Origin of the sequence: Paraburkholderia sp. HC6.4b (assembly GCF_014200875.1) — a bacterium.
GTDB lineage: Bacteria > Pseudomonadota > Gammaproteobacteria > Burkholderiales > Burkholderiaceae > Paraburkholderia > Paraburkholderia tuberum.
On sequence record NZ_JACHDC010000006.1, the window covers coordinates 278,021 to 302,951 of the forward strand.

General features: G+C 65.6%; 20 protein-coding genes. 3 read left to right on the forward strand and 17 right to left on the reverse strand.

The window, feature by feature from the left end; genetic code table 11:
• Positions 1–2: 2 nt before the first annotated feature.
• From HDG34_RS11910 to HDG34_RS11950, 9 genes are all read right to left on the reverse strand, one after another.
• Positions 3–1,193 (reverse strand): hybrid-cluster NAD(P)-dependent oxidoreductase, encoded by a 1,191-nt coding sequence (locus HDG34_RS11910; protein ID WP_184060202.1) that lies wholly within the window; start codon positions 1,191–1,193, stop codon positions 3–5.
• 34 nt (positions 1,194–1,227) lie between these two features.
• Positions 1,228–2,514: an SRPBCC family protein gene (locus tag HDG34_RS11915; protein ID WP_184060204.1), complete on the reverse strand. Its 1,287-nt coding sequence runs from the start codon at positions 2,512–2,514 to the stop codon at positions 1,228–1,230.
• Between the two features lie 73 nt (positions 2,515–2,587).
• Positions 2,588–3,367, reverse strand: a complete 780-nt coding sequence (locus tag HDG34_RS11920) for an electron transfer flavoprotein subunit beta/FixA family protein (protein ID WP_184060206.1) — start codon at positions 3,365–3,367, stop codon at positions 2,588–2,590.
• Positions 3,364–4,551, reverse strand: coding sequence for an electron transfer flavoprotein subunit alpha/FixB family protein (locus HDG34_RS11925; RefSeq protein WP_184060324.1), 1,188 nt, complete (start codon positions 4,549–4,551; stop codon positions 3,364–3,366). Before HDG34_RS11925 ends, HDG34_RS11920 begins: the two co-directional genes overlap by 4 nt.
• A gap of 7 nt (positions 4,552–4,558) precedes the next feature.
• The gene (locus HDG34_RS11930; RefSeq protein ID WP_184060209.1) at positions 4,559–6,475 is read right to left on the reverse strand and encodes a (Fe-S)-binding protein; all 1,917 of its coding nucleotides are present in this window, start codon (positions 6,473–6,475) and stop codon (positions 4,559–4,561) included.
• Between the two features lie 2 nt (positions 6,476–6,477).
• The gene (locus tag HDG34_RS11935; RefSeq protein ID WP_184060211.1) at positions 6,478–8,541 is read right to left on the reverse strand and encodes an NADH:flavin oxidoreductase; all 2,064 of its coding nucleotides are present in this window, start codon (positions 8,539–8,541) and stop codon (positions 6,478–6,480) included.
• A 25-nt stretch (positions 8,542–8,566) separates the two neighbouring features.
• Positions 8,567–9,106 carry a DUF5943 domain-containing protein gene (locus HDG34_RS11940; protein ID WP_184060213.1) on the reverse strand — a complete coding sequence of 180 codons (540 nt, stop codon included), beginning with the start codon at positions 9,104–9,106 and terminating at the stop codon, positions 8,567–8,569.
• Positions 9,107–9,151: 45 nt separating this feature from the next.
• Positions 9,152–10,123, reverse strand: coding sequence for a dipeptidase (locus HDG34_RS11945; RefSeq protein WP_184060215.1), 972 nt, complete (start codon positions 10,121–10,123; stop codon positions 9,152–9,154).
• A gap of 18 nt (positions 10,124–10,141) precedes the next feature.
• Positions 10,142–11,416 carry a serine hydroxymethyltransferase gene (locus HDG34_RS11950; protein WP_184060217.1) on the reverse strand — a complete coding sequence of 425 codons (1,275 nt, stop codon included), beginning with the start codon at positions 11,414–11,416 and terminating at the stop codon, positions 10,142–10,144.
• 418 nt (positions 11,417–11,834) lie between these two features.
• On the opposite strand from HDG34_RS11950, the gene HDG34_RS11955 reads away from it, so the two are divergent.
• A complete protein-coding gene (locus HDG34_RS11955) occupies positions 11,835–12,830 on the forward strand; it encodes a GlxA family transcriptional regulator (protein ID WP_184060219.1) in 996 nt (331 codons plus the stop codon).
• Between the two features lie 19 nt (positions 12,831–12,849).
• Here HDG34_RS11955 and fdhA read toward each other — a convergent pair whose 3' ends face one another.
• Positions 12,850–14,049, reverse strand: coding sequence for a formaldehyde dehydrogenase, glutathione-independent (fdhA, locus tag HDG34_RS11960; protein ID WP_184060221.1), 1,200 nt, complete (start codon positions 14,047–14,049; stop codon positions 12,850–12,852).
• A 280-nt stretch (positions 14,050–14,329) separates the two neighbouring features.
• Between fdhA and ampC the strand changes: the two genes are divergently transcribed.
• Positions 14,330–15,511, forward strand: a complete 1,182-nt coding sequence (gene ampC / locus HDG34_RS11965; protein WP_184060223.1) for a class C beta-lactamase — start codon at positions 14,330–14,332, stop codon at positions 15,509–15,511.
• 12 nt (positions 15,512–15,523) lie between these two features.
• On the opposite strand, the gene HDG34_RS11970 is transcribed toward ampC, so the two are convergent.
• Genes HDG34_RS11970 through HDG34_RS11995 form a run of 6 tightly spaced genes read right to left on the reverse strand, consistent with a single transcriptional unit; the run spans position 15,524 to position 22,495 of the window.
• On the reverse strand, positions 15,524–15,787 hold the full coding sequence (locus HDG34_RS11970; protein WP_018425089.1) for a hypothetical protein: 264 nt from the start codon (positions 15,785–15,787) through the stop codon (positions 15,524–15,526).
• 31 nt (positions 15,788–15,818) lie between these two features.
• The gene (locus HDG34_RS11975; RefSeq protein WP_184060225.1) at positions 15,819–16,475 is read right to left on the reverse strand and encodes a sarcosine oxidase subunit gamma; all 657 of its coding nucleotides are present in this window, start codon (positions 16,473–16,475) and stop codon (positions 15,819–15,821) included.
• Positions 16,465–19,467: a sarcosine oxidase subunit alpha family protein gene (locus HDG34_RS11980; protein ID WP_184060227.1), complete on the reverse strand. Its 3,003-nt coding sequence runs from the start codon at positions 19,465–19,467 to the stop codon at positions 16,465–16,467. The genes HDG34_RS11975 and HDG34_RS11980 overlap by 11 nt, the downstream gene beginning before the upstream one ends.
• Positions 19,464–19,799 carry a sarcosine oxidase subunit delta gene (locus HDG34_RS11985; RefSeq protein WP_018425086.1) on the reverse strand — a complete coding sequence of 112 codons (336 nt, stop codon included), beginning with the start codon at positions 19,797–19,799 and terminating at the stop codon, positions 19,464–19,466. Before HDG34_RS11985 ends, HDG34_RS11980 begins: the two co-directional genes overlap by 4 nt.
• Before the next feature lie 17 nt (positions 19,800–19,816).
• Complete coding sequence (locus HDG34_RS11990) at positions 19,817–21,061, reverse strand: sarcosine oxidase subunit beta family protein (RefSeq protein WP_184060229.1); 1,245 nt, start codon at positions 21,059–21,061, stop codon at positions 19,817–19,819.
• A 39-nt stretch (positions 21,062–21,100) separates the two neighbouring features.
• Positions 21,101–22,495, reverse strand: a complete 1,395-nt coding sequence (locus HDG34_RS11995) for an L-serine ammonia-lyase (RefSeq protein WP_184060231.1) — start codon at positions 22,493–22,495, stop codon at positions 21,101–21,103.
• 324 nt (positions 22,496–22,819) lie between these two features.
• Between HDG34_RS11995 and HDG34_RS12000 the strand changes: the two genes are divergently transcribed.
• Complete coding sequence (locus tag HDG34_RS12000; protein ID WP_184060233.1) at positions 22,820–23,902, forward strand: GlxA family transcriptional regulator; 1,083 nt, start codon at positions 22,820–22,822, stop codon at positions 23,900–23,902.
• Positions 23,903–23,933: 31 nt separating this feature from the next.
• On the opposite strand, the gene HDG34_RS12005 is transcribed toward HDG34_RS12000, so the two are convergent.
• Positions 23,934–24,926, reverse strand: a complete 993-nt coding sequence (locus tag HDG34_RS12005) for a GlxA family transcriptional regulator (protein WP_184060235.1) — start codon at positions 24,924–24,926, stop codon at positions 23,934–23,936.
• Positions 24,927–24,931 lie beyond the last annotated feature (5 nt).

Below are 24,931 nucleotides of genomic sequence, written 5' to 3' on the forward strand. Positions count from 1 at the left end.
TATTACTTGTCGACGACGAGATCGGTCAGCGGCTTGCTACAGCACAGCAGCACCATGCCCTGATCGATCTCGCGCTGACGGATACCGCCCGCGTGCTTCATCGCCACTTCGCCGGACACGAGCTTCACCTTGCAGGTGCCGCACATGCCTTGCGTGCACGACGCCGGCAGCCGCACGCCCGCCTGCTTCGCCGCATCGAGCACATGCTGGCCGCCGCCGCACTCGATCTCGCGATGACTGCGCGTAAAGCTCACCTTGAAACGCGTGGCGGTTTCGGCCGGCGCGCACGCATCGCTCAGCGTGTGCGCGACATGCGCTTCGGCCAATTGCGCGGCCACTTCGCTGACGGTCTCGAACGAGAAGCTTTCCTCGTGATAGTGCTGGCGATCGAAGCCGCCTTCATCGAGCAGATTGCGCACCGCCTGCATATACGGCGCGGGGCCGCACGTGAAAATCTCGCGCTCCAGAAAATCCGGCGCAATCAGTTTCAGCAGCGGCAGCGTCAGAAAGCCGGTGATGCCGGGCCAATTGGTGCGCGCGCCCACGCGTTCGCAGACGAACGCGGTGCGGAAATGCGCCTGATTGGCGGCGATCAGATCGAGCTCGCGCGCGAAGATGATGTCGTCCGGCGTGCGCGCGCTGTGCACGAAGACGATATCGCTGTCCTCGCCGAGTTCATGATGCGCGCGGCTCATCGACATCAGCGGCGTGATGCCCGAGCCCGCCGACAAAAACAGCAACTTGCGCGCCGGATGCCGCGCGCAGGTGAATTCGCCGGCTGGGCCCAGCACGCGTACCTGCATACCCGCATGCAGATGGTCGTGCAGCCAGTTGGACACCGGGCCGCCCGGCACACGCTTGACGGTGATCGAAATCGTATGCGGCCGGGTGGGCGCAGACGAGATCGTATAGCAGCGATTGACGCGCTCGCCGTCAATCTCCAACTCCAGCGTGATGAATTGCCCCGGCTCGAACACGAACGCCCGACCGGATGGCGCGCGGAAGAAGAAACTCTTCACGTCGTGCGTTTCGCTGCGAACCTGGCAGCACTCCAGCGTGTCGTCGGCGTCGCTGTTCCAGCGCGCCGGCAGCGCGTCCCAGAAGCGCGGCTGCGTGACGCGGCTCGGCGCGTCAGCTGGATTCTGCGAAGTCTGCTCGATGTCCGGTTGAAACATGGCCTGATCGCGCATCATGGTTGTCCCCCCGCTCCTCATTGCGGTCTTGCGCTCAGCGCACGAACGACACGACTTTCTCGTCGTGCACCGCCCGCGAGTTCGCGTCGTAATCCGCGAGACGGCCGATATACCACTCGCAGAACTTTTCGACGAGTCCTTCGGTGAACGGCGAATAAGGACCCGGCTCATACGCGCTGCTCGTCGCGCCGCGCTGCGAATATTCGACGAGCGCGCGATCCTGGTCGTTGGTCGCGCGCCACACGGCGGTCAGATTGTCGAGGTCGTAATCGATGCCTTCGCGCGCGTCCTTGTGCACGAGCCATTTGGTGCGCACCAGCGTCTTGCCGGCCGACAGCGGAATCACCGAGAAACTGACGATGTGGTCGCTCATGAAGTGATGCCACGAGTTCGGCTGGGTCCAGAACGACAGGCCGCCGAGATCCGCATGCTTGAAACCGCCGAGCAGCTTCTTCGAGGCGACCTTCGCGTCGAGCGTCTGCGATTCGCCGTCGCGATCGAGCGGCAGACGTTGCGTACGAAACCCGGTGACCAGGTCGGCGAGCCGCTCGATTTCCGCCGACGGCAACTGCATCGCCTCCCACTGCGCGGTGCGGCGCGCGACCGTCGTCTCGAACGCGGCCATGCCCTCCTCGTTCGCCGGCGTGCGCTGATAACCGAAACCGTATTCGTACAGCGAGATGGTCAGCTCCGGATGGTTCGCGACGCAGTGATAGCACTCGCGATTGTTTTCCATCGTCAGCTTCCAGTTGCCCTCCTCGATGATGTCGATCGACGCGGCGATCTTGCAGCCGGCCAGATCGTGCGGCAACAGATACGGTTCCATCGCGGCGCGCATCACGGCGAAATCGGCGGGCGGCTGCTCGGCGAGGCAGATGAAAATCAGTCCGGCGAGATTTTCGACATGCACCGCTTTCAGACTATGTTTGCAGCGCTCGAACTGCTCGCCCATGTGCTCGGCGAACATCAGGTCGCCATTGAGGCTATACGTCCAGCTGTGATACGGACAGACGATATTGCCGAGCGAGCCCTTGCCGGTATTGCACAGACGCGCGCCGCGGTGGCGGCATACGTTATGAAACGCACGCACCCGCATATCGTCGTCGCGCACGATCAGGATCGAATCGTCGCCGATCTCGACCGTCACATAGTCGCCCGGCTCGGGCACGTCGGGCTCGACCGCGACCTGAATCCAGTGCCGACGGAAAATCGCGTCGATGTCGAGCGCGAAGATGGGCTCGCTGGTATAGAACGGCGCTTCCAGCGTGTAATTCTGCTTGCGGCGTTCGATCATTGCGCGAACGTCTGCGGAAACTTTCATTGTTTGCTCCGTTGCGTGTCACGTCTGGCGCCGCGCCAGGCCCTCCTGGTCGCATGCTGGCCCGAGCCGGAATTCAGTAATCCACCAGTTGATGCTCGCGCAAATACGCGAGTATCACTTGTGCTTTTTCGACGGAACTCCCTTCAATTACGACGCTGCCGCCGCGGCTCTCGGTCGTCGTCGCCGACAGCATGCGCGCGTGGCCTGAGCGCTTTTCGGCGGCGGCGAGGCGCACCGGTTTCGCTGTGGCGGGGCCGATCGTCCATGCGGACTGTTCGGGAGTGGTGCCGTGCCGCGCGTCGGCGAGCGGCGCGACGGCGCGCTCGATCGTGCCTTCGCGCATCCGTGCATATGCGTACGACGTCGCGACGTTCGCGAGCGGATGCACGGCAACCAATGCCGGCAGCCGCACTTCGACGCGCCGTCGCAGGCCCTTCGGCATGAACTGCCGGACCTGCGCTCGACCGTCGCGCAGCGCCACATCGACGGCGGCGCCGACGAGCGGCACCGCCAGCGCACGCGCGACGCGATACGGCAGCATGCCGCTATCGAAACCGCCTTCGGCGCGCGTGCCGGTCAGCACCAGCTCGTAGCCACGCAAACGCCCGGCGAGTTGCGGCGCAGGATCGGCGTCGGGCGGCATCTCGAGCACTTCGACCGAACGCGCGCCGAGCGCCAGATACTCGTTCAACGCGGCGTTCGACGGATCGCCCGCGTGCAGCACGTCGAGCGTCGCGCCATGCGTTCTGACGAGCGACAGCGCCAGCGTCAACGCCGCCGCATCGTTGCGGCTGTAGCGCGCGACGCCGCTGACCGGGTGACGTCCGACTGAAACCAGCACGGCGATCTTCATGCGAGCACTCCTTCGGCAAGCTTGCCCGGCCGCAGCAGCGCGGCCGAGGTCGCGCGGGCACCGCGCGCCGCGGCCGCCGCCTCGTTGAGCGCCGCGATGGTTTCCTGCGCGTCGGCGATCACCGTCAGATTCGCGCGCTTCGCGATCGGCGCGCTCGCGTCGAGATTCACCGCGATCACATGGCGGCAATCCTTGATGCCTTGCAGATGCTGCACCGCCCCCGAGATGCCGAACGCGATATACACGCTCGCCTCGACGGTCTTGCCGGTCGCGCCGATCTGCTTGTCGCGCGTGAACTTGCCGTCGTCGACGGCAACCCGGCTGGCACCGATCGCCGCGCCGAGGGTCGTCGCGAGTCGCTCGAACGCGGGCACGTCGCTGACGCCGTTGCCCGCCGACACGATGAAATCCGCCTCCTCCAGCGCGACCTGCGCCGCGTCGATTTCGTCGATGCCGAGATCTTGTATCGCTCGTTGCGCGACCGTGCTGTCCGCTTCGCGCTCGAAGCGCCACGCGACCCGCTCGCCCGCGCCGACGAACGGCAGCTTCGGATCGACCGCATTCGGCTCGAGCAGCACGACCTCGGGCAGCGCGCGGCTGGCGAGCGCCGTATTCGCGCGAATATAGGTGCACACGTGCCCGGCAGCGATCTCGACGACGTGCGTCGCGACGCTTGCCTCGGCCACCGCCGCATAGCGGCGGCCGAGGTCGCCGTCGCCGGTCGCGTTGTCGGGCAGCAAGACATGGGCTGGCGCATAGGCCGCGACGCAGGCCGCCAGCGCATTCAGTTCATCGTTCGGCGCGTACGTGCGGCGATCGAACATCGGCAATTCGATCAGCTTGTCGGCGCCGAGCGCGGCGGCATCGCCGGTGAATTCGCCGAACACCAGCAGCACGACTTCGCTGTGCATGTCCGCGATCAGCGCGGCGGCCGCGAGCGTCTGGCGCGCATGTTCATCGAGCGCGCCGCGCTCCGCGTGCGCCGCGACCAGCAGCACATGGCGCGGCGCGGCCGTCGTGCGGCGCGGCTTCGGCTGTTCGCGATGCGCGGCGTGACGCGCATCCGCTGGCGACGCACTGCCGCCGGCGTCCGCGATGCCAACGACGCCGAGCGTGATGCGCCTGAGTCCCTGTGCCGTCACCGTGAACGGCCGGCGCGGATCGATTCGATTGAGCGTATTCATCATCGCGTTACTCCAGCGCCGCGGCGACCAGTTCGGCCACGTCCAGCACTTCCGGTCGCGGCCCCACCACCCCTTCGAGCATCGCGGTGCAATTCGGACAGCCGACCGCGACGATCTCCGCGCCGCTCGCGCGCGCGTCGTCGATACGGATGTCGGGAATCCGCCGTTTGCCCGGGATATCGGTCAGGGGTGCGCCGCCGCCACCGCCGCAGCAGCGTCCATGCAGGCCGTGACGCTCCATCTCGACCACCTCGATGCCGATGCTCTTCAGCACCCGGCGCGGCGCTTCCGTCTCGCCGTTGTAGCGGCCCAGATAGCACGGGTCGTGATACGTGACGTTGCGCTCCGCGACGGCGGCGGCCGCGCGCGGCGACAGCTTGCCGCTCGCGATCAGTTCGTCGATCAGCGCCGTGTGATGCTGGACCTGATAGAACCCGCCGAGCGCGCGATACTCGTTGCGCAGGCTATGCAGCACATGCGGATCGGCGGTAACGATGCGCGCGAACGAGTACTGCGCGAGCGTCCCGATCAGCGTACGGGCCAGTTGCTGGAACGTCGCTTCGTCGCCGAGCCGCCGCGCGGTGTCGCCGGTATCGGTCTCGACACCGCCCAGCACCGCGTAATCGACGCCCGCGCGGTTCAGCACCTTGACGAGCGCGCGCAGCGTGCGCTGATAGCGCATGTCGAACGCGCCTTCGCCGGCGATCAGCAGCACGTCCACGTGACGCCCCGGCTGCGCGAGCTGCACCTGCAGATCGACGGCCCAGTCGTAGCGCGCGCCGATGTCGTAGCCGTTGAGGCTGCCGGTTTCGCGCAGATTCGCGAGCGTCGCCGGCCCCTTGCCCGGCACGCTGCCTTCGACGAGCGTCTGATTGCGGCGCATGTCCACGATCGCGTCCACGTGCTCGATCAGCATCGGGCACTCCTGCACGCAGGCGCGGCAGGTCGTGCAGGACCACAGCGTGTCCGCTTCGATCAGCGTCGAGACCAGCGGCTTGCCGGGCGCGCCCGCGTGCTTGCCGACCGGAATGCCGGGCGTCGGGCTGCCTGCGTACTGCGCGTCGGTGCCGCCGACCATGCCGGTTACCAGATCCTGAATCAGCTTCTTCGGATTGAGCGGCTGACCGGCCGCGAACGCGGGGCACGCCGCTTCGCATTTACCGCATTGCACGCAGGCGTCGAAGCTGAGCAACTGGTTCCAGCGGAATTCGACCGGCTTGCCGACGCCGTATTCCTTCGCGTCGAGCAGCGGGGTTTTAAGCGCGGTGGGCGGCACGGCATCGCGAGCAGCGGCAAAACCAGCAAAGCGCTCCTGACGCGGATGAAACGCGAGGTGCAGCAGACCGGCCACCGCATGTTTCATCGGACCGCCACGCGCCGCGCCGAACGTCATCGTGAACGCGCCCGCCGCGATCAGCAGCGCGACGATCACCGCGAGCGCGCCGGACATCACCGTCGCCGGAAGCGCGATGAACAGCGCGAGACCGAGCGCGAACGCGCCCAGTAGCAACGGCAACTGATCCCACGGCCCGCGCGAGAGTCGCGCCGGCACCGTCTTCGCGCCATGCCGGCGGCGCCACACGAACACCGTGCCGATCAGCATCGCCAGCGCGGCGAGAAAGATCAGTTTGTCCAGCCACGGTGAGTAGATCGCGAGACCGTAGTTGACGAACACGAGCGACATCGCGAGGATCGCTCCGCCGGCCGTGGCAACGTGCGTGCGGGCGATATACGGATCGCGCGCGACCACATGATGCAGGTCGACGAAGTAACGCTTCGGGATCGCGAGCAGATTGGCCCAGCCATAGGCGCCCGCGACGGTCGCGCGGCCCTCGCGCCAGTAGGCGGCGCGGCGCGCCAGCGCGAACGCGAGACCGGCCACCGACACCCACAGCAGGACGGTGATGACAAACACGGGGCTCATCGTCAGAAATCCTTGCAAAGGCGCAGCGCGTCGTAGATCGCGCCGTGAATGTTGTGCATCGAGATGCAGTCGCCGACCCGGAACAGCAGGAAGCGGCCGTCGCCGAGCTGCTCGTCGAGACACGGTTGCGGTTCGGACGCGAACAGCTTGTGCACGTCGACCTGGCCGCGATTGAGCGATTCAGGTTTCAGCTTCCAGTAAAGCCGGTCGTTCGGCGTACTGCCGTTTTCGATCACCACCTGATCGACCGCGCGCTCCTCCTGCTCCTCGGTGTACTCGTTGCGGATCACGGCGATCTTCTTGCCGTCCTCCTCGTACACACTGTCGAGCCAGTAATTGGGCGTATGGATCACGCCTTGCGCGTACAGACGGCGATAGAAGATCGGGAACGTGGTGCCGCCGACGTCGTCGGCGACCTTCACGTCGGGCGTGACGATCTCCACGTTGGCGCCGCGGCTCGCGATGAAATCGGCTACGCCCGCGCCGGCATGCGTGCTGACGCCGTCGTACACGAGCACGTTTCTGCCCGGCTCGACCTTGCCGGCCAGCACGTCCCACGAACTGACCGCGAGCCCCGCGTCGACGCCCCACGCCGCGACCTGCGACGTGAACGCCGAACCGCCGGTGGCGAGCACGACGATGTCGGGCTTCTCGGCCATGATGGTCCGCTCGTCGGCGGCGACACCGAGGCGGCGGTCCACGCCGAGGCGCTTCGTCTCCATGTCGAACCAGCGCACGATGCCCGCCATCTGCTCGCGCTGCGGCGCTTTCGCCGCCAGCATGATCTGGCCGCCCACGTGATCGTTCTTTTCGAACAGCACCACGTCGTGACCGCGCGACTTCGCGACGCGCGCCGCTTCGAGCCCCGCCGGCCCCGCGCCGACCACCACGACCTTGCGCTTCGTACCGCGCGACCTGGCGATCACGTGCGGCATCGTCGCTTCGCGCGAGGTCGCCGCGTTCTGCACGCACAGCACGTCGAGCCCGTTGTACTGACGGTCGATGCAGTAGTTCGCGCCGACGCACTGCCTGATTTCGTCCTCGCGGCCATCGCGGATCTTGATGACCATATGCGGATCGGCGATCTGTGCGCGCGTCATGCCGACCAGATCGACCATGCCGCTCGCGAGCAAGCGCTCGGCCTGGCCGGCGTCGCGAATGCTTTGCGCGTGCATCACCGGCACCTTGACGACCTGCTTGATGCCGGCCGCGAGATGCACGAACGGCGCGGGCGGCAGCGCCATCGGCGGCATGCAGTTGGCGAGCGTATTGTGGGTGTCCGCGCCGGAACCGATCACGCCGAGATAGTCGATCAGGCCGCTTTCGCTCATCGCCTGGGCAATCTCTTTCAGCTGCTCGTGATCGAGCCCGTCTTCATGGAATTCGTCACCGCACATGCGCAGGCCGACGCAGAAGTCGGCACCCACCGCCGCGCGCACCGCCTGCAACACTTCGACGCCGAAACGCAGGCGGTTTTCGAACGAGCCGCCCCATTCGTCGGTACGGAAGTTGGTGCGCGGGCTCCAGAACTGATCGATCAGATGCTGGTGCGCCGCCGAGATCTCGATGCCGTCCATGCCCGCATCCTTCACGCGCTTCGCGGCCGCCGCGAAGTCGCCGATGATGCGGCGGATCTCTTCGACCTCGATGATCTTCGCGTTGCCGCGATGCACCGGCTCGCGCACTCCCGACGGCGACATCAGATGCGGCCAGTGCTCGCCGTGAAACGCCGAGCGGCGTCCCATGTGAGTGGCCTGAATCATGATTTTCGCGCCATGCGCGTGCATCGCTTCGGCGAGCCGCGCGAGCGGATCGACGATCCGGTCGGTGGCGAGATTCACCGACTTCCACCAGCCTTGCGGGCTGTCGATCGACACCGGGCTCGAACCGCCGCACACGGCGAGTCCGACTCCGCCCTTCGCCTTTTCCTCGTAGTAGCGGATATAACGGTCGCCGGGCAGGCCACCCGGCTCCGCATAGACCTCCGCGTGCGCGGTACTGACGATGCGATTGCGCAGCGTCAGCTTGTTCAACGTGAGCGGCTTGAAAAGGTTCGGGTAACGCATCGCGATCGACCTCGGAATGCCCGGATTAAATTGACGCGAGCGGCGAGACTTCGAACACGCAGTGCTCGTGTCCCTCCGCCGCGCAGCGCGCTTCTTTCGACTGCGACGGCGGGCCCTTGCGCGCGCCGTCGGGCGCGGTATCGTTGACCCAGTCCATCGCGCCCGCGAACCAGCCGGCGAACATGTAGCAAAGCTTGCCGGTCTTGCCCGGTTGCGCGAGCACGAACGACGAGTGCCGCAATTCGATCCGCGCATGCGAGCTGGCCGGATCGGCTTCGATGATCCTGAAGATGCCCCAGCCGCGCTGCGACAGACGGTTCAGGTAATGCTCGAATACCGCCATGCCGGCAAGAGCATGTTGCTTCGCTTCCTTCTCGCACCAGAAATAGGCGGACTTGTGACCGGCCTTGTAGAGAATCCCTGCGTACGTATCGCGGCCGAGCGCTTCCTCGACGGCGACGTGGTTGTTGGTGAAGAAGTGGCGCGGCACGTACAGCATCGGCAGCGCGTCGGTGGTCCAGACGCCGGTGTCCGGATCGACGTCGATAGGCAGTTGGGGTTGCATGTGGAGACTCCGTTTCGTATCCGCTATGAAAACAAGGGCTAAAGCTCACACCTTCCAGACTTCGCCGAACACCCTTACCCAGTTTTCGCCCATGATCTTGCGGATGCGCGTCTCGCTCCAGCCGGCGCGTTCCATCGCGGCGGTCAGGTTCGGAAACTCGCCGATCGTGCGAATGCCTTCGGGATTCACGACCTTGCCGAAGTTCGTCAACTGGCGATAACGGCCCTTGTCGTGCGTGATCCAGTCGAAAAACTCGGTGCTGTAGCCCTGCGTGAAATCCGTGCCGATCCCCACCTGGTCCTCGCCGATCAGGTTCACCACGTACTCGATCGCCTCGATATAGTCCTCGACGGTCGCATCCGGTCCGCGCTTCAGGAACGGCGCGAACATCGTCACGCCGACGAAGCCGCCCGCGTCCGCGATCTCCTTCATCTGCTCGTCGGTCTTGTTGCGCGGATGCTCCTTGAGCCCGGACGGGCAGCAATGCGAATAGCAGACCGGCTTCTTCGACGCCGCGATCGCCTCCGACGACGTCTTGCCGCCCACATGCGACAGATCGACCATGATGCCGACGCGGTTCATCTCCTGAATCACTTCGCGCCCGTAGCCGGACAGACCGCCGTCGCGTTCGTAGCAGCCGGTGCCGACCAGGTTCTGCGTGTTGTAGCAAAGCTGCACCACGTTGACGCCGAGATCCTTGAACGCTTCGATATAGCCGAGGTTGTCCTCGAACGCATGCGCGTTCTGGAAGCCGAAGATGATGCCGGTCCTGTTCTCTTTCTTGGCGCGGAAGATGTCGTCGGTGGTGCGCACCAGCGTGAGGATCTCGCTGTATTGGCGGATTTGCTGCTTCATTTCGGCGATGTTGTCGACGGTCTTCTGAAAACTCTCCCAGACCGACACCGTGCAGTTCACCGCGGTCACGCCGCCCTTGCGCATGTCCTCGAACACCCCGCGCTCGAACTTCGAAATGTTCAGCCCGTCGATGATGATGCTGTTCTCGTGCAGTTGACTCATCGTTTGCTCCACGCGTACTCAGTAAATGGGAAAGCGCTCGCACAGCGCGAAAATCTCGCGGCGCACGCGTTGTTCGGTTGCGGCATCGCCTTCGGGCGACACGCGCAGCGCATCGAGCACCTCGACGATCAGACGCCCGACCTCGCGAAACTCGCTGACGCCGAAGCCGCGTGTCGTGGCCGCCGGTGTGCCGAGGCGGATGCCGGAGGTGATGGTCGGCTTCTCCGTATCGAACGGAATGCCGTTCTTGTTGCAGGTGATGCCCGCGCGCTCCAGCGCCTGTTCGACCTGATTGCCCTTGAGCCCCTTCGGCCGCAGATCGACCAGCAGCAGATGGTTGTCGGTGCCGCCCGTCACCAGATCGACGCCGCCCGATGTGAGCACCTCGCCCAATGCCCGCGCGTTCGCGAGCACGCTGTCGATATAGGTTTTGAAGTCCGGCTGCAGCGCCTCGCCGAATGCGACCGCCTTGCCGGCGATCACGTGCATCAGCGGGCCGCCCTGCAAGCCGGGGAACACGGCAGAGTTGATCTTCTTTGCGATCTCCTCGTCGTTGGTCAGCACGAATCCGCCGCGCGGACCGCGCAAGGTCTTGTGGGTGGTCGACGTGACCACGTGCGCATGCGGGACCGGATTGTCATGGCGGCCGGCCGCGATCACGCCGGCGATATGCGCCATGTCCACCATCAGCTTCGCACCGGCGCCATCGGCGATCGCGCGCAGCCGCGCGAAGTCGAGCGCGCGCGGATAGGCGGAGAAGCCGGCGATCAGCAGCGTCGGCTTGTGCTGTTGCGCCAGTTCCTCGATCTGCTCGTAGTCGATCAGCATCGTGTCGCGCCGCACGCCGTACTGCACCGCGTTGAACCACTTGCCCGACATCGCGGGTTTCGCGCCGTGCGTCAGATGCCCGCCCGCGTCGAGCGACATGCCGAGCACCGTATCGCCCGGCCTGGTGAGCGCGAGCATCACCGCGCCGTTGGCCTGCGCGCCAGAATGGGGCTGCACGTTGGCGAACTTCGCGTTGAAGAGCTGCTTGATGCGATCGAGCGCGAGCGTCTCGATCGCGTCGACGTATTCGCAACCGCCGTAGTAACGCTTGCCCGGATACCCTTCCGCGTACTTGTTGGTCAGCACCGAGCCCTGCGCGTCGAGCACCGCGCGCGACACGATGTTTTCCGACGCGATCAGCTCGACTTGCGACTGCTGACGCTCGAGCTCTTTCAGAATGGCGCCGCGCACGGCCGGGTCGCGCGCCGCTAGCGAGTCTTCGAAGAAGGGATTCGGGTTCGACATGGAAGGTCCGTGAGATCGTTGACGGGAAGGCCGCTACGGGTTGCCGGCGGGATCGCGCTACCGCTTTGCCCTGGGTCTATTCTTGACGGTCGCCCGGCGCGTCTATTTACGAATTCAGACGCGTTCTTTGCCTTTTCCGCCATGCGCAACCTTTTTCGACAAGTCGGCGCGATCCGCGCGCTCAGCGCTGCACTACAACGCAGTATTCCTGCGCCGATCGGGTGCGCTGCAAGGGCGTCGCCGCGCTGTTCCGGTGCCGCGCGGATGCTTTCATCAGTCGATTGCTTAGCTATTCCAGGCTTTGTGCGCAGTATCCAAGGGTTTAGCCTGATGGCACGGTAGTTGCCCTGATACTCAGAATTCAGATAGTCGCCCTCCCCACGGCGACGCGACATTTACATCAGGAATCACCGTTCCCATGTCCACCGATCGCACGGCATCGTTGTCGCATTTCGCATTCATGCCGGTCCCCAACTTCACGATGATCGCCTTCTCGAACGCGATCGAAGTGCTACGCATGGCGAACTATCTGACGGGCCAGACGCTTTACCGCTGGTCGATCGTGAGTCCCGCCGGCGGGCCGGTCATGGCGAGCAACGGGTTATCCGTCGATACGGGGTCGGTCGAATGCGTCGGGCAACCCGACATCGTGTTCGTGGTCGGCGGCATCGACGTGCAGCGCTCCACCACCGCCGAGCATCTGTCCGCGCTGCGCCGTTTCGCGCGCATGGGCTGCGTGCTGGGCAGTCTTTGCACGGGCACCTATGCGCTCGCGCGCGCCGGCCTGCTGGCCGGTTATGCGTGCGCGATTCATTGGGAAAACATGTCGGCGCTGAAGGAAGAGTTTCCCGATACGCGCTTTCTGAAAGAGCTATTCGTGATCGATCGCGATCGCGTGACCTGTACCGGCGGCGTCGCGCCGCTCGACATGATGCTGAACCTGATCGCGCCGCGTGTTGGCACCGCTCGGGTCACGCAGATCGCCGAGCAGTTCATCGTCGAACACGTGCGCGACACCAGCGCGCAGCAGAAGATGCCGCTCGTCGCGCGGCTCGGCTCGGCCAACAAGTCGCTGTTCGAAGTGATCTCGCTGATGGAGAACAACATCGAGGAGCCGCTGTCGCGCGAAGAACTGGCGCGGCTCGCCGGCATGTCGCAACGGCAGTTGCAACGGCTGTTCCGCGAACATCTGGGCATGACGCCGACGCACTACTATCTGACACTGCGCCTGCGGCGCGCGCGCGAGCTGCTGTTGCAGACCGACATGTCGATCATGCACATCACGATGGCCTGCGGCTTCCAGTCGGCCTGCCACTTCTCGAAGAGCTATCGCGATGCGTTCGGCACCGCGCCGACGCGCGAGCGTCGCAAGCAGGTGCCTTCGCTATCGAACGCGCCGGTGATGGCCGCTTGATACCAGCGGCCAACGAACCTCAAGCGGCCTTCAACAACCCGTGCGGGTCGATCACAAACTTCTTCGGCGCGCCGCCGTCGAATTGCCGGTAACCCTCGGGCGCATCGTCGAGCGACACCACCGTCACGTTGACGATGTCGGCGATCGGCAAACGGTCCCACAGGATCGCCTGCATCAGATTGCGGTTGTACTTCATGACCGGCGTCTGCCCGGTGTGGAACGAGTGCGATTTGGCCCAGCCGAGCCCGAAACGCAAGCTGAGGCTGCCCTGGCGCGCGGCGGCATCGGTCGAGCCCGGATCGTCGGTCACGTAGAGTCCGGGAATGCCGATCGCGCCGGCCGCGCGGGTAATTTCCATCAGCGAATTGAGCACCGCGGCCGGGGCCTCCTCGTGTGAAGCGCTGCTGCCGTGACCGTGTGCTTCGAAGCCGACGCAGTCCACCGCGCAATCCACTTCGGGCTTGCCGAGAATCTGCTCGATCTGTTCGCCGAGCGTCGCGTCCTTCGACAGATTGATAGTCTGGAAGCCCATCTTGCGCGCATGCGCAAGGCGTGCCTCGTTCATGTCACCGACGATCGTGCAGGCCGCACCCAGGAGGCGCGCGGACGCGGCCGCCGCCATGCCGACCGGGCCCGCGCCCGCGATGTAGACGCTCGCACCGGGCTGCACGCCGGCCATCACCGCGCCGTGATAGCCGGTCGGCAGAATGTCGGACAGGCACGTCAGGTCACGGATCTTCGACATCGCCTGCGCGCGGTCGGGAAATTTCAGCAGGTTGAAGTCCGCGTACGGCACCAGCACGTATTCGGCCTGGCCGCCGATCCATCCGCCCATGTCGACGTAGCCATACGCGCCGCCCGCGCGCGACGGGTTTACGTTCAGGCACACGCCGGTATGCTGCGCCTTGCAGGTCGGGCAGCGCCCGCAGGCGACGTTGAACGGCACCGACACCAGATCGCCGACCTTCAGCGTCTCGACATCGCGCCCGACCTCGATCACTTCGCCGGTAATCTCGTGCCCAAGTACGAGGCCGACCTCGGCGGTCGTGCGGCCACGCACCATGTGCTGATCGGAGCCGCAGATATTCGTGCTGACCACTTTCAGGATCACGCCGTGGCCGATCGAACGGCCGCGAGGATCGACCATCTTCGGGTAGTCGATCGATTGCACTTCGACCATACCCTGCCCCAGATACACGACGCCGCGATTGCTGCTCATTGTCTCGTCTCCATGTTCGTGAGCGGCACGCCCCGCACGCCGCGCGGCGCACCGTTTCACCAGCGTAGCGGCCGCCCGGAGCGACACCTGTGTCGAACCCGACACGCGTTTGGCTTCAGCCGACAACGCCGGCGCCGCTCGGATTGCCGCCCACAACTTTTTCTTTACCGTCGCCTAACTTATCCTCGTTTGCCAGCGGTTCGCAAAAGCCCGATAGTGCTGCCTCAGCCGAATCGCCGATCCGCCGATTCACACTCCCCCGACCGAGGACCCGTTTGCCATGAAGACCCGAACGCTCAAACTGATAACAACCGCCACGTTCGCGCTGTTCACGCTCTGCGCGATCTCACCCGTCGGCCACGCGGCCGAGCCCACCGCCGCGCAACTCCAACCCACCATCGATGCCGCGATCAGGCCGCTGATGGCGAAGTACCATATCGCCGGCATGGCGATCGGCGTGATCGACGACGGCAAGCCCTACGTCTACAACTATGGCGTCGCATCGACGCAAACCGGCAAGCCGGTCACACGCGACACGCTGTTCGAACTCGGCTCGGTCAGCAAGACCTTCACGGCGACACTCGCGTCGTATGCGCAGCTCGACGGCAAGCTGTCGTTGTCGGACGGCACGGAACGCTATCTGCCGACGCTGCGCGGCCGCCCGTTCGGCAAAGTCAGCCTGCTGAACCTCGGCACGCACACGCCTGGCGGCCTGCCCCTGCAGGTGCCGGACGACATCCATAACGACGCGCAATTGCTGCGGTACTTCCACGACTGGGAGCCCGCTCATGCGCCCGGCACGTTCCGCACCTACTCGAATCCCGGCATCGGCACGCTCGGCCTGATCACCGCGAAGACCATGGGGCAGGATTTCACCGTGCTGGTGCAGCAACGCGTGTTTCCGGCGCTCGGTATGAAGAGCACCTATATCGACGTGCCCGCGGCGAAAATGCCGGACTATGCGCAGGGCTATGCGAAAGACGGCCCGCCGGTCCGTCTGACGGGCGGCGTGATTTCCGCCGAAGCCTACGGGGTGAAGTCGACCGCCGCGGATATGCTGCGTTACGTGCAGGCAAACATGAATCTGATTCCGCTCGACAGTCAGTGGCAGCGCGCGATCACGGACACGCATACCGGCTACTTCCAGTCCGGCGTGCTGACCCAGGATCTGATCTGGGAGCAGTACCCGTATCCGGTCGCGTTGCCGACCTTGCTGGCCGGCAATTCGCCGGAGATGGTCCTCAACGGGACGCCGTCGACCGCAATCAAACCGCCGCTGCCGCCGCAGCAGAACGTCTGGATCAACAAGACCGGATCGACGAACGGCTTCGGCGCGTATGTCGCGTTCGTGCCGCAAAAACGCATCGGTATCGTGATGCTCGCCAATCGCAATTTCCCGAACGAAGCGCGCGTGAGCGCCGCGCATCAGATCCTCACGGCGCTGGATGGCGGCAAGCCCTGATACGGCGTGGACTTACGGGCGCAGCCGCGCACGCGCTGCGCCGGCGATCCGCGCGAGCGCATCCGCGCTCAGACGGGCCGCGATTTTCTCGACGTACGCATGATGCCGCGCTTCGAGGGGCGCACCGAGCTCCCGCGCGAGCAGATAGCGGATCAGCGCAATGCGCCGATGACGCAGCGCGATACTTTGATCGAGCAGCGCGAGCGCGGCGCCGGCATCGCGCTCATCGCACGCGCGTGCCGTGAGAAGCGAGGTGGCCGCGCGTGCCGACGTCATGGCGAAATCAGCAAAGCGAAGCGCGCGTCGCTCAGCACATCAACGGCTCGGCGGCGTCGAGCATGATCCTGACGAAGTAATCCGCGAAACTGCGACGCACGACGATGTCGAAACTGTCGGTGCCCGTGGGCAGCAACGTGATCGACGCCTTGAAATAGTGGCTCTGCGCGCACTGCCCCACCCCGAACAGTTTCGGATGCAGATCGAGCGGACAGCCGCGCGCGAGCACGTCGCGCGTCCGCGTGCCGGTGATTTCAAGCACCGTATAGCCGCTGCCCACATCGACCGCCGATGCGAACACGCCCGCGAACGCCGCGCCGAGCTTCGCCTGCAACGGCGCCGTGCGCGTCGCATCGTGCGCGGTCTCCGAACGCACGAGCCATTCGTCGGGGCCGAGCCAGACCATGTCGTAGCCGTTGCCGCGCGCGACGGTGTTCGGCTTCTCCGGCGGCTTGCAGCCGATCACCTGTTCCACCGCGCGAATGAACGCCGCGTCGCGCGTATCGCCGCGCACGTTCACGAGTTCGAGAAATGGCCGCTCGCCGAGCCGGAACGCGGCACTCGCGTTGGCCTGATGCTGTTTCAGCAGCCCATCCACACCGACCAGCGGCGACTCCTGCCACGCGCCGTTTTGCCGCCCGAGCGTGCGGTCCACGATGGACACCGTCCCGCCTGTTTCATTCCACATGTTGACGTGCTCCTTCGCTGTCGTAGAACACCGGACTCGCGATCTTCGCCGCGATCTGTTTGCCGCTCGCGAGCGGAATCGTGACGGTCGTGCCGATCTTGTCGAGACCGCCCTTGACGACCGCCATCGCGATCGAGCATTGCAGAATCGGGCTGTAATAGCTCGACGTGACGTGCCCGAGCATCGGCGCGGTGTCGCCCTGGAACGGACCGGCGACGATCTGCGAGCCCTCGGGTATCACGAACGACGCATCCTCCGCGAGCAGCCCGACCAGTTGCTTGCGTCCCGCCTTCGCGGTGTCCGAGCGGGCGAGCGAGCGCTTGCCGAGAAAGTCCTTCGACTTCGCGACGAGCCCGCCCATGCCGAGGTCGTGCGGCGTCATCGAGCCGTCCGTATCCTGGCCGACGATGATGTAGCCCTTCTCCGCGCGCAGCACGTGCATCGTCTCGGTGCCGTACGGCGTGATGTCGAACTCGGCGCCCGCGGCCATCAACGCTTCCCACACCGCGCGTCCGACGTTGGCCGGCACGTTCACCTCATACGCGAGTTCGCCCGAGAAGCTGATGCGCATCACGCGCGCCGCCGCGCCCGCGACGGTGCCTTCACGATACGTCATGAACGGAAACGCCGCGTTCGCGAAGTCGATGTCGTCGCAGACCTTTTGCAGCACCTTGCGGCTCATCGGGCCGACTACCGCAAAAGTTGCCCAGTGATCGGTGACCGACGCGAGCCGCACGCGCAGGTCGGGCCATTCGGTTTGCAGCCAGCGTTCGAGCCACGTGAGCACACGCGCCGCGCCGCCGGTGGTGGTCGTCATCATGTAGTGCTGCTCGGCGAGGCGCACGGTCACGCCGTCGTCGAAGATCATGCCGTTTTCGTCGAGCATCAGGCCGTAGCGGCACTTGCCGACTTCGAGCTTGGTCCACGGATTCGTGTACACCCAGTTCAACAGTTTCGCGGAATCGGGGCCCTGAATATCGATCTTGCCTAGCGTCGACGCATCGAGGATGCCGACGCTTGTGCGCACCGCGAGCGCTTCGCGCGCAACCGCCGCGTGCAGATCCTCGCCCGCTTTCGGGTAATACCACGGACGCTTCCAGTTGCCGACGTCCTCGAACGCCGCGCCGTGTTCCACGTGCCATTCGTGTACCGCCGTCTTGCGCACCGGATCGAGCAATTCGCCCAATTCCCGGCCGGCGAAGGTGCCGAACGTGACCGGCGTGTAGTTCGGCCGGAACGTCGTCGTGCCGGTCTCGGGAATGGTCTTACCGAGCGCCTGGGCGAGAATCGCCATGCCGTTGATGTTGCCGAGCTTGCCCTGGTCGGTGCCGAAGCCCATCGCGGTGTAGCGCTTCACGTGTTCGACGGATTCGAAGCCTTCGCGCGCCGCGAGGAAGATATCGGCCGCCGCGACGTCGTTCTGGAAGTCGACGAACTGCTTGGGCCCGCGCGTGGCCAACTCGCGTCCACCGACGAGCCACAGCGGTTCCAGCTTCGTTTCGCTCAGTTCGGCGACCTGCACCGGCTTTGGCCGCGCGACGATGTGCCCGGCCGCGCGCGCCGCTTCGACGCCGGCGTCGAGCGCGAAGCGGATGCCCTGGCCGAGCGTGAAGTCGCCCGCGCAGGCGCCGACGCTGGTCTCAGGCTGGACCGCCTTGCCCGGCACGAAGCAGGCCTTGTCGTCATGCCAATGGGCCTTGCCGCCCGACTGCGCGAACAGATGCAGCACTGGGCTCCAGCCACCCGACATCGCGAGCAGATCGCACGGCAGTTGGCCCTGCTGAGCGGTGATCTGCCCTTTCGCATACGAGGCGAGCGACACCGACGCGACGCGCAGCTTGCCATGCGCCGCCGTGACGACCGTGCCGTTCAGCACCTTGATGCCATGGCGGCGCGCAAGCGCGGGCAGCGTGCCCTTCGATTCGCCCGCGCGCGGATCGATGACGCTCACCTGCGCGCCGGCCGCCTTCAGGTCGAGCGCGCATTGATAGCCGTCGTCGTTGTTCGTGAACACGATCGCATTGCGACCCGGCAGTACCGCATACCGATGCAGATAGCTCGACACCGCCGACGCGAGCATCACGCCAGGCAGATCGTTGTTGCCGAACACGATCGGCCGTTCATGCGCGCCGGTCGCGAGAATCACGCGTTTCGCGCGGATCTTCCACAGCAGTTCGCGCGTGCCCTTGCGCTGCGACACGGGCAGATGATCGGTCAGGCGCTGGGTGACCGTGACGAGATTGTGGTCCTGATAGCCGAACGCGGTGCTGCGGCTCAGGATCTTCACATCGGGCAACTGCCGCAATTCGTCCTCGATTTTCTGCACCCACCGCAGCGCGGGCTTGCCGTCGATCTCCGCGCCGCAGGACAGCAGCGAGCCGCCCAGCTCGGGCTGATCGTCGACGAGCGTCACGCGCGCGCCGGACAAGGCCGCCGCGTGCGCGGCCGCGAGCCCGGTCGGGCCGCCGCCGACCACCAGCACGTCGCAATGCGCGAAGCACTTGTCGTAGCGGTCCGCGTCGCGCTGTCGCGGCGCGGTGCCGAGGCCGGCCGCGTCGCGAATCGCTTCCTCGTACTTCGGCCAGAGTTTGCGCGGCCACATGAAGGTCTTGTAGTAGAAGCCCGCCGGAATGAAGCGCGCGATCTTCTGGTTGATCGCCATGCGGTCCTTCTCGATGCTCGGTTTCGCGTTCACGCTGCTCGCGACGAGCCCCTGGTACAACTCGACCTCGGTGGCGCGCGCGTTCGGCACCGTGTAGGCGCCGGTCTCCAGTTGCACGACCGCGTTCGGCTCCTCGACGCCCGCGGTCACGATGCCGCGCGGCCGATGATATTTCCAGCTGCGCGCGACGAAATGCATGCCGTTCGCGAGCAATGCGGACGCGAGCGTATCGCCTTGATAACCCTGATACTCGACGCCGTTGAACGTGAAGCTCAGCGCGATCGCGCGATTGATGCGCCCGCCGGTCGGGAGTCGGTCTTTCTGGCTCATGATGCTTTGCCCTCTTGTGCCTTTACCTGTGCGTTTGCTGCCTGTGTATCGGTACTGTCCAGCGCCAGCAACGGACGCTCGAACGTCTGATAGCCCTGGAACGCATAGCTGACGGTGTCGCGCTGCGCCTTGAACCAGCGGCGGCAGCCCTGCGTGTGGAACCATTGCTCGCGATGCACGCCGCGCGGGTTCTTGCGCATGAAAAGGTAGTCGCCCCATTCCTTGTCGGTGAGCTTGTCCGTGTCGAGCGGACGGGCGATGTCCGCCTCGCCGCCGCACGAGAATTCGGTTTCGGCGCGGGGACCGCACCAGGGGCATTCGATCAGCAGCATCTGTGTCTCCTTGTCGACTAGTGGGCCACGGCGGCAGCGCCATGCTCATCGATCAGATGACCGGTATAGAACCGGTCCAGCGAAAACGGCGCGTTCAACGGATGGGGTTCGTCCTTCGCGATCGTGTGCGCAAAGACCCATCCCGAGCCGGGCGTCGCCTTGAAGCCGCCCGTCCCCCAGCCGCAGTTGAAATACAGTCCCTTCACATCGGTCTTGCTGATGATCGGGCACGCGTCCGGCGACACATCGACGATGCCGCCCCACTGCCGGTTCATCCGCACGCGGGAAAACACGGGGAACATCTCGACGATCGCCTCGAGCGTGCCCTCGATGACCTGGAAGCTGCCGCGCTGCCCGAACCCGGTGTACTGATCGACGCCCGCGCCGATCACGAGATCGCCCTTGTCGGACTGGCTGATATACGCGTGGACCGCATTCGACATCACGACCGTGTTGACGACCGGCTTGATCGGCTCCGACACCAGCGCCTGCAACGGATGGCTTTCGAGCGGCAGCCGCACGCCGGCCATGTCGGCGAGCGTCGACGTGTTGCCGGCCGCGACCACCGCGACCTTCTTCGCCTTGATGAAACCCTTGGTCGTGTCGACGCCCGTCACGTGGCTGCCGTCGCGGCGAATGCCGACGACCTGGCAGTTCTGCACGATATCGACGCCGGCCTGATCGGCGCCGCGCGCGAAGCCCCACGCCACCGCATCGTGCCGGGCCACGCCGCCGCGCCGCTGGATCGATGCGCCGAGCACCGGGTAGCGGCTGTTCAGATTGATGGTCGGCTCGAGTTCCTTGATCTGCGCGGGCGTGAGAAATTCGGCGTCGACGCCGTTCAGGCGGTTCGCGTTGACGCGGCGTTCGGTGTCGCGCACGTCCTGCAGCGTATGCGCGAGATTCATCACGCCGCGCTGGCTGAACATCACGTTGTAGTTCAGATCCTGCGCGAGCCCTTCCCACAGCTTCATCGCCTTCTCGTAGAGCGCGGCGGATTCGTCCCACAGGTAGTTCGACCGCACGATCGTCGTATTGCGCGCGGTGTTGCCGCCGCCGATCCAGCCCTTCTCGAGCACCGCGACATTGCGCACGCCATGCTCCTTCGCGAGGTAGTACGCGGTCGCGAGACCGTGCCCGCCGCCGCCGACGATCACGACGTCGTATTCACGTTTAGGCTCGGGGCTGCGCCATTGCCGCTCCCAGTTCTCGTGATACGACATCCCGTTGCGTAGCAGGCTGAATATCGAATAGCGGCTCATCGTTGTTCCTTTGCGGTTTTGCAGATGCGGTGTAGCGGTTCAACACTCGATGACGTTCACGGCCAGTCCGCCGCGCGACGTCTCCTTGTATTTCGTCTTCATGTCGGCGCCGGTTTCGCGCATGGTGCGGATCACACTGTCGAGCGACACCACGTGCTTGCCGTCGCCCTTCATCGCGAGGCGGGCCGCGTTGATCGCCTTGATCGCGCCCATCGCGTTGCGCTCGATGCACGGAATCTGCACCAGCCCGCCGACCGGATCGCAGGTCATGCCGAGGTTGTGTTCCATGCCGATTTCGGCGGCGTTCTCGACCTGGGTGGGCGTGCCGCCCATCACGGCCGCGAGCGCGGCGGCGGCCATCGAGCAGGCCACGCCCACTTCGCCCTGGCAGCCCACCTCGGCGCCGGAGATCGACGCCGTTTCCTTGTAGATGATGCCGATCGCCGCGGCGGTCAGCAGGAAGTCGACGATGCCGGCGTCGTTCGCCGCATGCATGAATTTCACGTAGTAGTGCAGCACTGCCGGGATCACGCCGGCCGCGCCATTGGTCGGCGCGGTGACGACCCGGCCGCCCGCGGCGTTCTCCTCGTTGACGGCCATCGCGTACAGGTTGACCCAGTCGAGCATCGACAGCGGGTCGCGCAGCGATTCCTCCGAGTGTGCGCGCAAGCGCTCGCACAGCTCGGCCGCGCGACGCTTCACGTGCATCGGGCCGGGCAACTCGCCGCGCGCCTTGCAACCGCGCTCGACACACGCGGCCATCGTGCGCCAGATCGCCAGCAGGCCCTCGCGCACTTCGTGCTCGGGCCGGGTCGCGCATTCGTTGCGCAACGTCACTTCGGCGATGGACAGGCCGCTTTCGCGGCACACGCGCATCAGATCGGCGCCGGTGCGAAACGGATACGGCACCTCCGCGTTGGCGCGCCGGCCGTTCACGCGGTCGCCGTCGCGATTGACGACGAAGCCGCCGCCGATCGAGAAGTACTCTTTTTCGACGAGCAGTTGACCGTTCTCGTCGAAGGCCTGGAAGCGCATGCCGTTCGGATGCACGACGCCCGAGCCCGGCGCGCCCGGCATCAGCTTGCGGAAAAAGCCGACATGTTCGCGCTCGTCGAACGCGACCGGATGCTTGCCGAGCAGCACGAGCTGTCGGGTCTCGCGGATCGCGCGCAGCCGCGGCTCGATCAGCTCAGGATCGAGCCGGTCGGGCAGATTGCCTTCGAGGCCGAGCAGCACCGCCTTGTCGGTGCCGTGGCCCTTGCCGGTCGCGCCGAGCGAGCCGAACAGCTCGGCTCTGACGCGCCGCACGAAGCCGAGCAGATTCGCGTCCTCGATGTGCGATGCGAAGCGGCATGCGGCGATCATCGGCCCGACCGTGTGCGAGCTGGATGGACCGATGCCGATCTTGAACAGATCGAAGACGCTGACGTTCATGGCGTGCCTTGTGCGTTGTGTCTTGCGTGTTGCGATGGCCGGAAGCGCTTCGACTCGACTCATGCGCCCGGACGGAATGTGCGTCTATTGCACCGCACGCCGGGCCGGATCGATAGAATAAAAACGGCATCGCAATGGGATGGCGTCGTCAGGTGAACCGCCAGGCGGGTCTTCCGGCGCATTTGCGATGACTTGTGACGCATTTGCGACAGGCGGCCCGATTGCGGCCGGCAATGCTGAAGGTCCGTGGTGCTATCCTCGCTTCACCGTTTCGGTCAACGTTCGTTCCTCTTTCGCCGTTCTTTTCACCGACCCGCCGCGCGCATGAATTCCGCTGAAACGCTTGCCCCTCCCTCACTCGACACGGCCGCGAAGCAGCGCATCCGCTTCGGCATCATCCTGCTGCCGAACTTCACGCTGACCGCATTCGCGGGTTTCGTCGACCTGCTGCGCCTGTCCGCCGACGAAGGCGACTTCAGCAAGCCGGTGCGCTGTTCGTGGAGCGTGATCGGGGAAACCCTGGCTCCGGTGCGCGCGAGTTGCGGCATCCAGATCACGCCGTGGGAAACCTTCGAGACCGCCGGGAAGTTCGACTACGTGGTGGTGGTCGGCGGACTGCTGCACTCGGGGCCGGCCGCGAGCGAGGCGACGCTCGCGTTCATCCGCCGCGCCGCCGCCCGCGACGCGACGCTGGTCGGCATGTGCACCGGCGTGTTCTCGCTGATGCGCGCGGGCGTGCTCGACGGCCATCGGATCTGCGTGAGCTGGTTTCACTACTGGGATTTCATCGAGCGCTTTCCGTCGGTCGACGAACAGATGCTGGTCGCCGACCGGCTGTTCGTGATCGACCGGCGGCGCATCACCTGTTCCGGCGGCCGCGCGTCGATCGACGTCGCCGCCGCGATCCTGCTGCGTCATTTCGAAACCGCCACGGTGCAGAAGGCGCTGCGCATCCTGCTCGTCGACGACCTGCAGAAAGGCAACGCGCCGCAGCCTCATCCCCCCGGTCTCGCGCCGGCCTCGCATCCGAAGGTCAAGCGCGCGATCCTGCTGATGGAGCAGCACGTGGGCCGCGCGCTGCCGCTCGACCAACTGGCGGGCAAGCTCGATCTGTCGCCGCGTCAGCTCGAACGGCTGTTCAAGGCGCAGACCGGCAAGGCGCCGCAAGCCTACGCGAAGCAGGTGCGCCTGCGCACCGCCGCGTGGTTGTTGACGAGCTCAGACAAAACCGTCGCCGATATCGCGTCGAGCTGCGGCTTTTCGGACGCCTCGCACCTGGGACGGGAATTTCGCAAACAGTTCGGCGTGCCGCCGATGATGTATCGCGAACAGCGCGGCACGGCGGAGCAAGCCGACGACGGCTCGTGCTACGACGAAACGTTTCCGGGCCGCGCGCAGGCGATCTGAATCCGCGCGGCATGCGAGGCCGCGGCACCCGCTACTCCGGCATGCGCCGCTCGACGCTCGGCGCATGCCCGAACTGCGCGCGATAGGCCTTGCTGAAATGGCACGGAGAATGAAAACCGCACACCGTGGTCACGCGCGCGATCGACGCATCGGTATTGCGCAGCAGATCGCGCGCGCGGCGCAGCCGCAAGCTCAGGTAGTAATGCGTCGGCGACACGTTCAGGAATAGCTTGAACATCCGTTGCAAATGACGCTGCGACAGGTTGACGAGCCGGGCGAGTTCGTCGAGCGATAGCGGCTCCTCGATGTTCGCTTCCATCAGCCGCACCACTTCGATCAGTTCGGTGCGCGACAGGCCGACCCGCGCGTCGACCGGAATGTGCTGGTAATCGGTCGAGCCGCGAATCCGCTCGACGATGAATTGCTCGGACACCTGCGCGGCCACCGCGGCCCCCAGCCTCATGCCCACCAGATGCAGCATCAGATCGAGCGGCGCGGTTCCGCCGGTGCAGGTCAGCCGGTCGCGGTCGATCACGAACAGTTCGTCGTCGAAATGCACATGCGGATAGCGCTGGTGCAACGGCGACATGTCCTCCCAATGCACGGTCGCGCGATAGCCGTCGAGCAGCCCGGCCGCGAGCAGCGCATACGGACCCGTGCAGATCCCGCCGAGCGGCACGCGGTGCGCGGCCGCCTCGCGCAGCAGCGCGATCACCGCGTCGTTCACATACTCGCGCACGTGCCAGCCCGCGCACACGAACAGCAGGTCCGGCATGCCGGCCTCGGCGAGCGTGGTGGTCGGTTTCACCGTGATGCCGTTGCTCGCGCGCGCCGGCTCGCCGTCCGGCGTGATCACCGACCACCGGTAGTGCTGCGCGCGGCCCACGTAGTTCGCCATGCGCAGCACCTCGACCGCGCTCGTGAACGCGATCATCGAGAAGTTCGGCAGCGTCAGGAAGCCGACGTGCGCGACGGCGCACAGCCGCGCATCGGCTTCGGCGGAGGCGATTGCGTCGCGCTTCATGGACG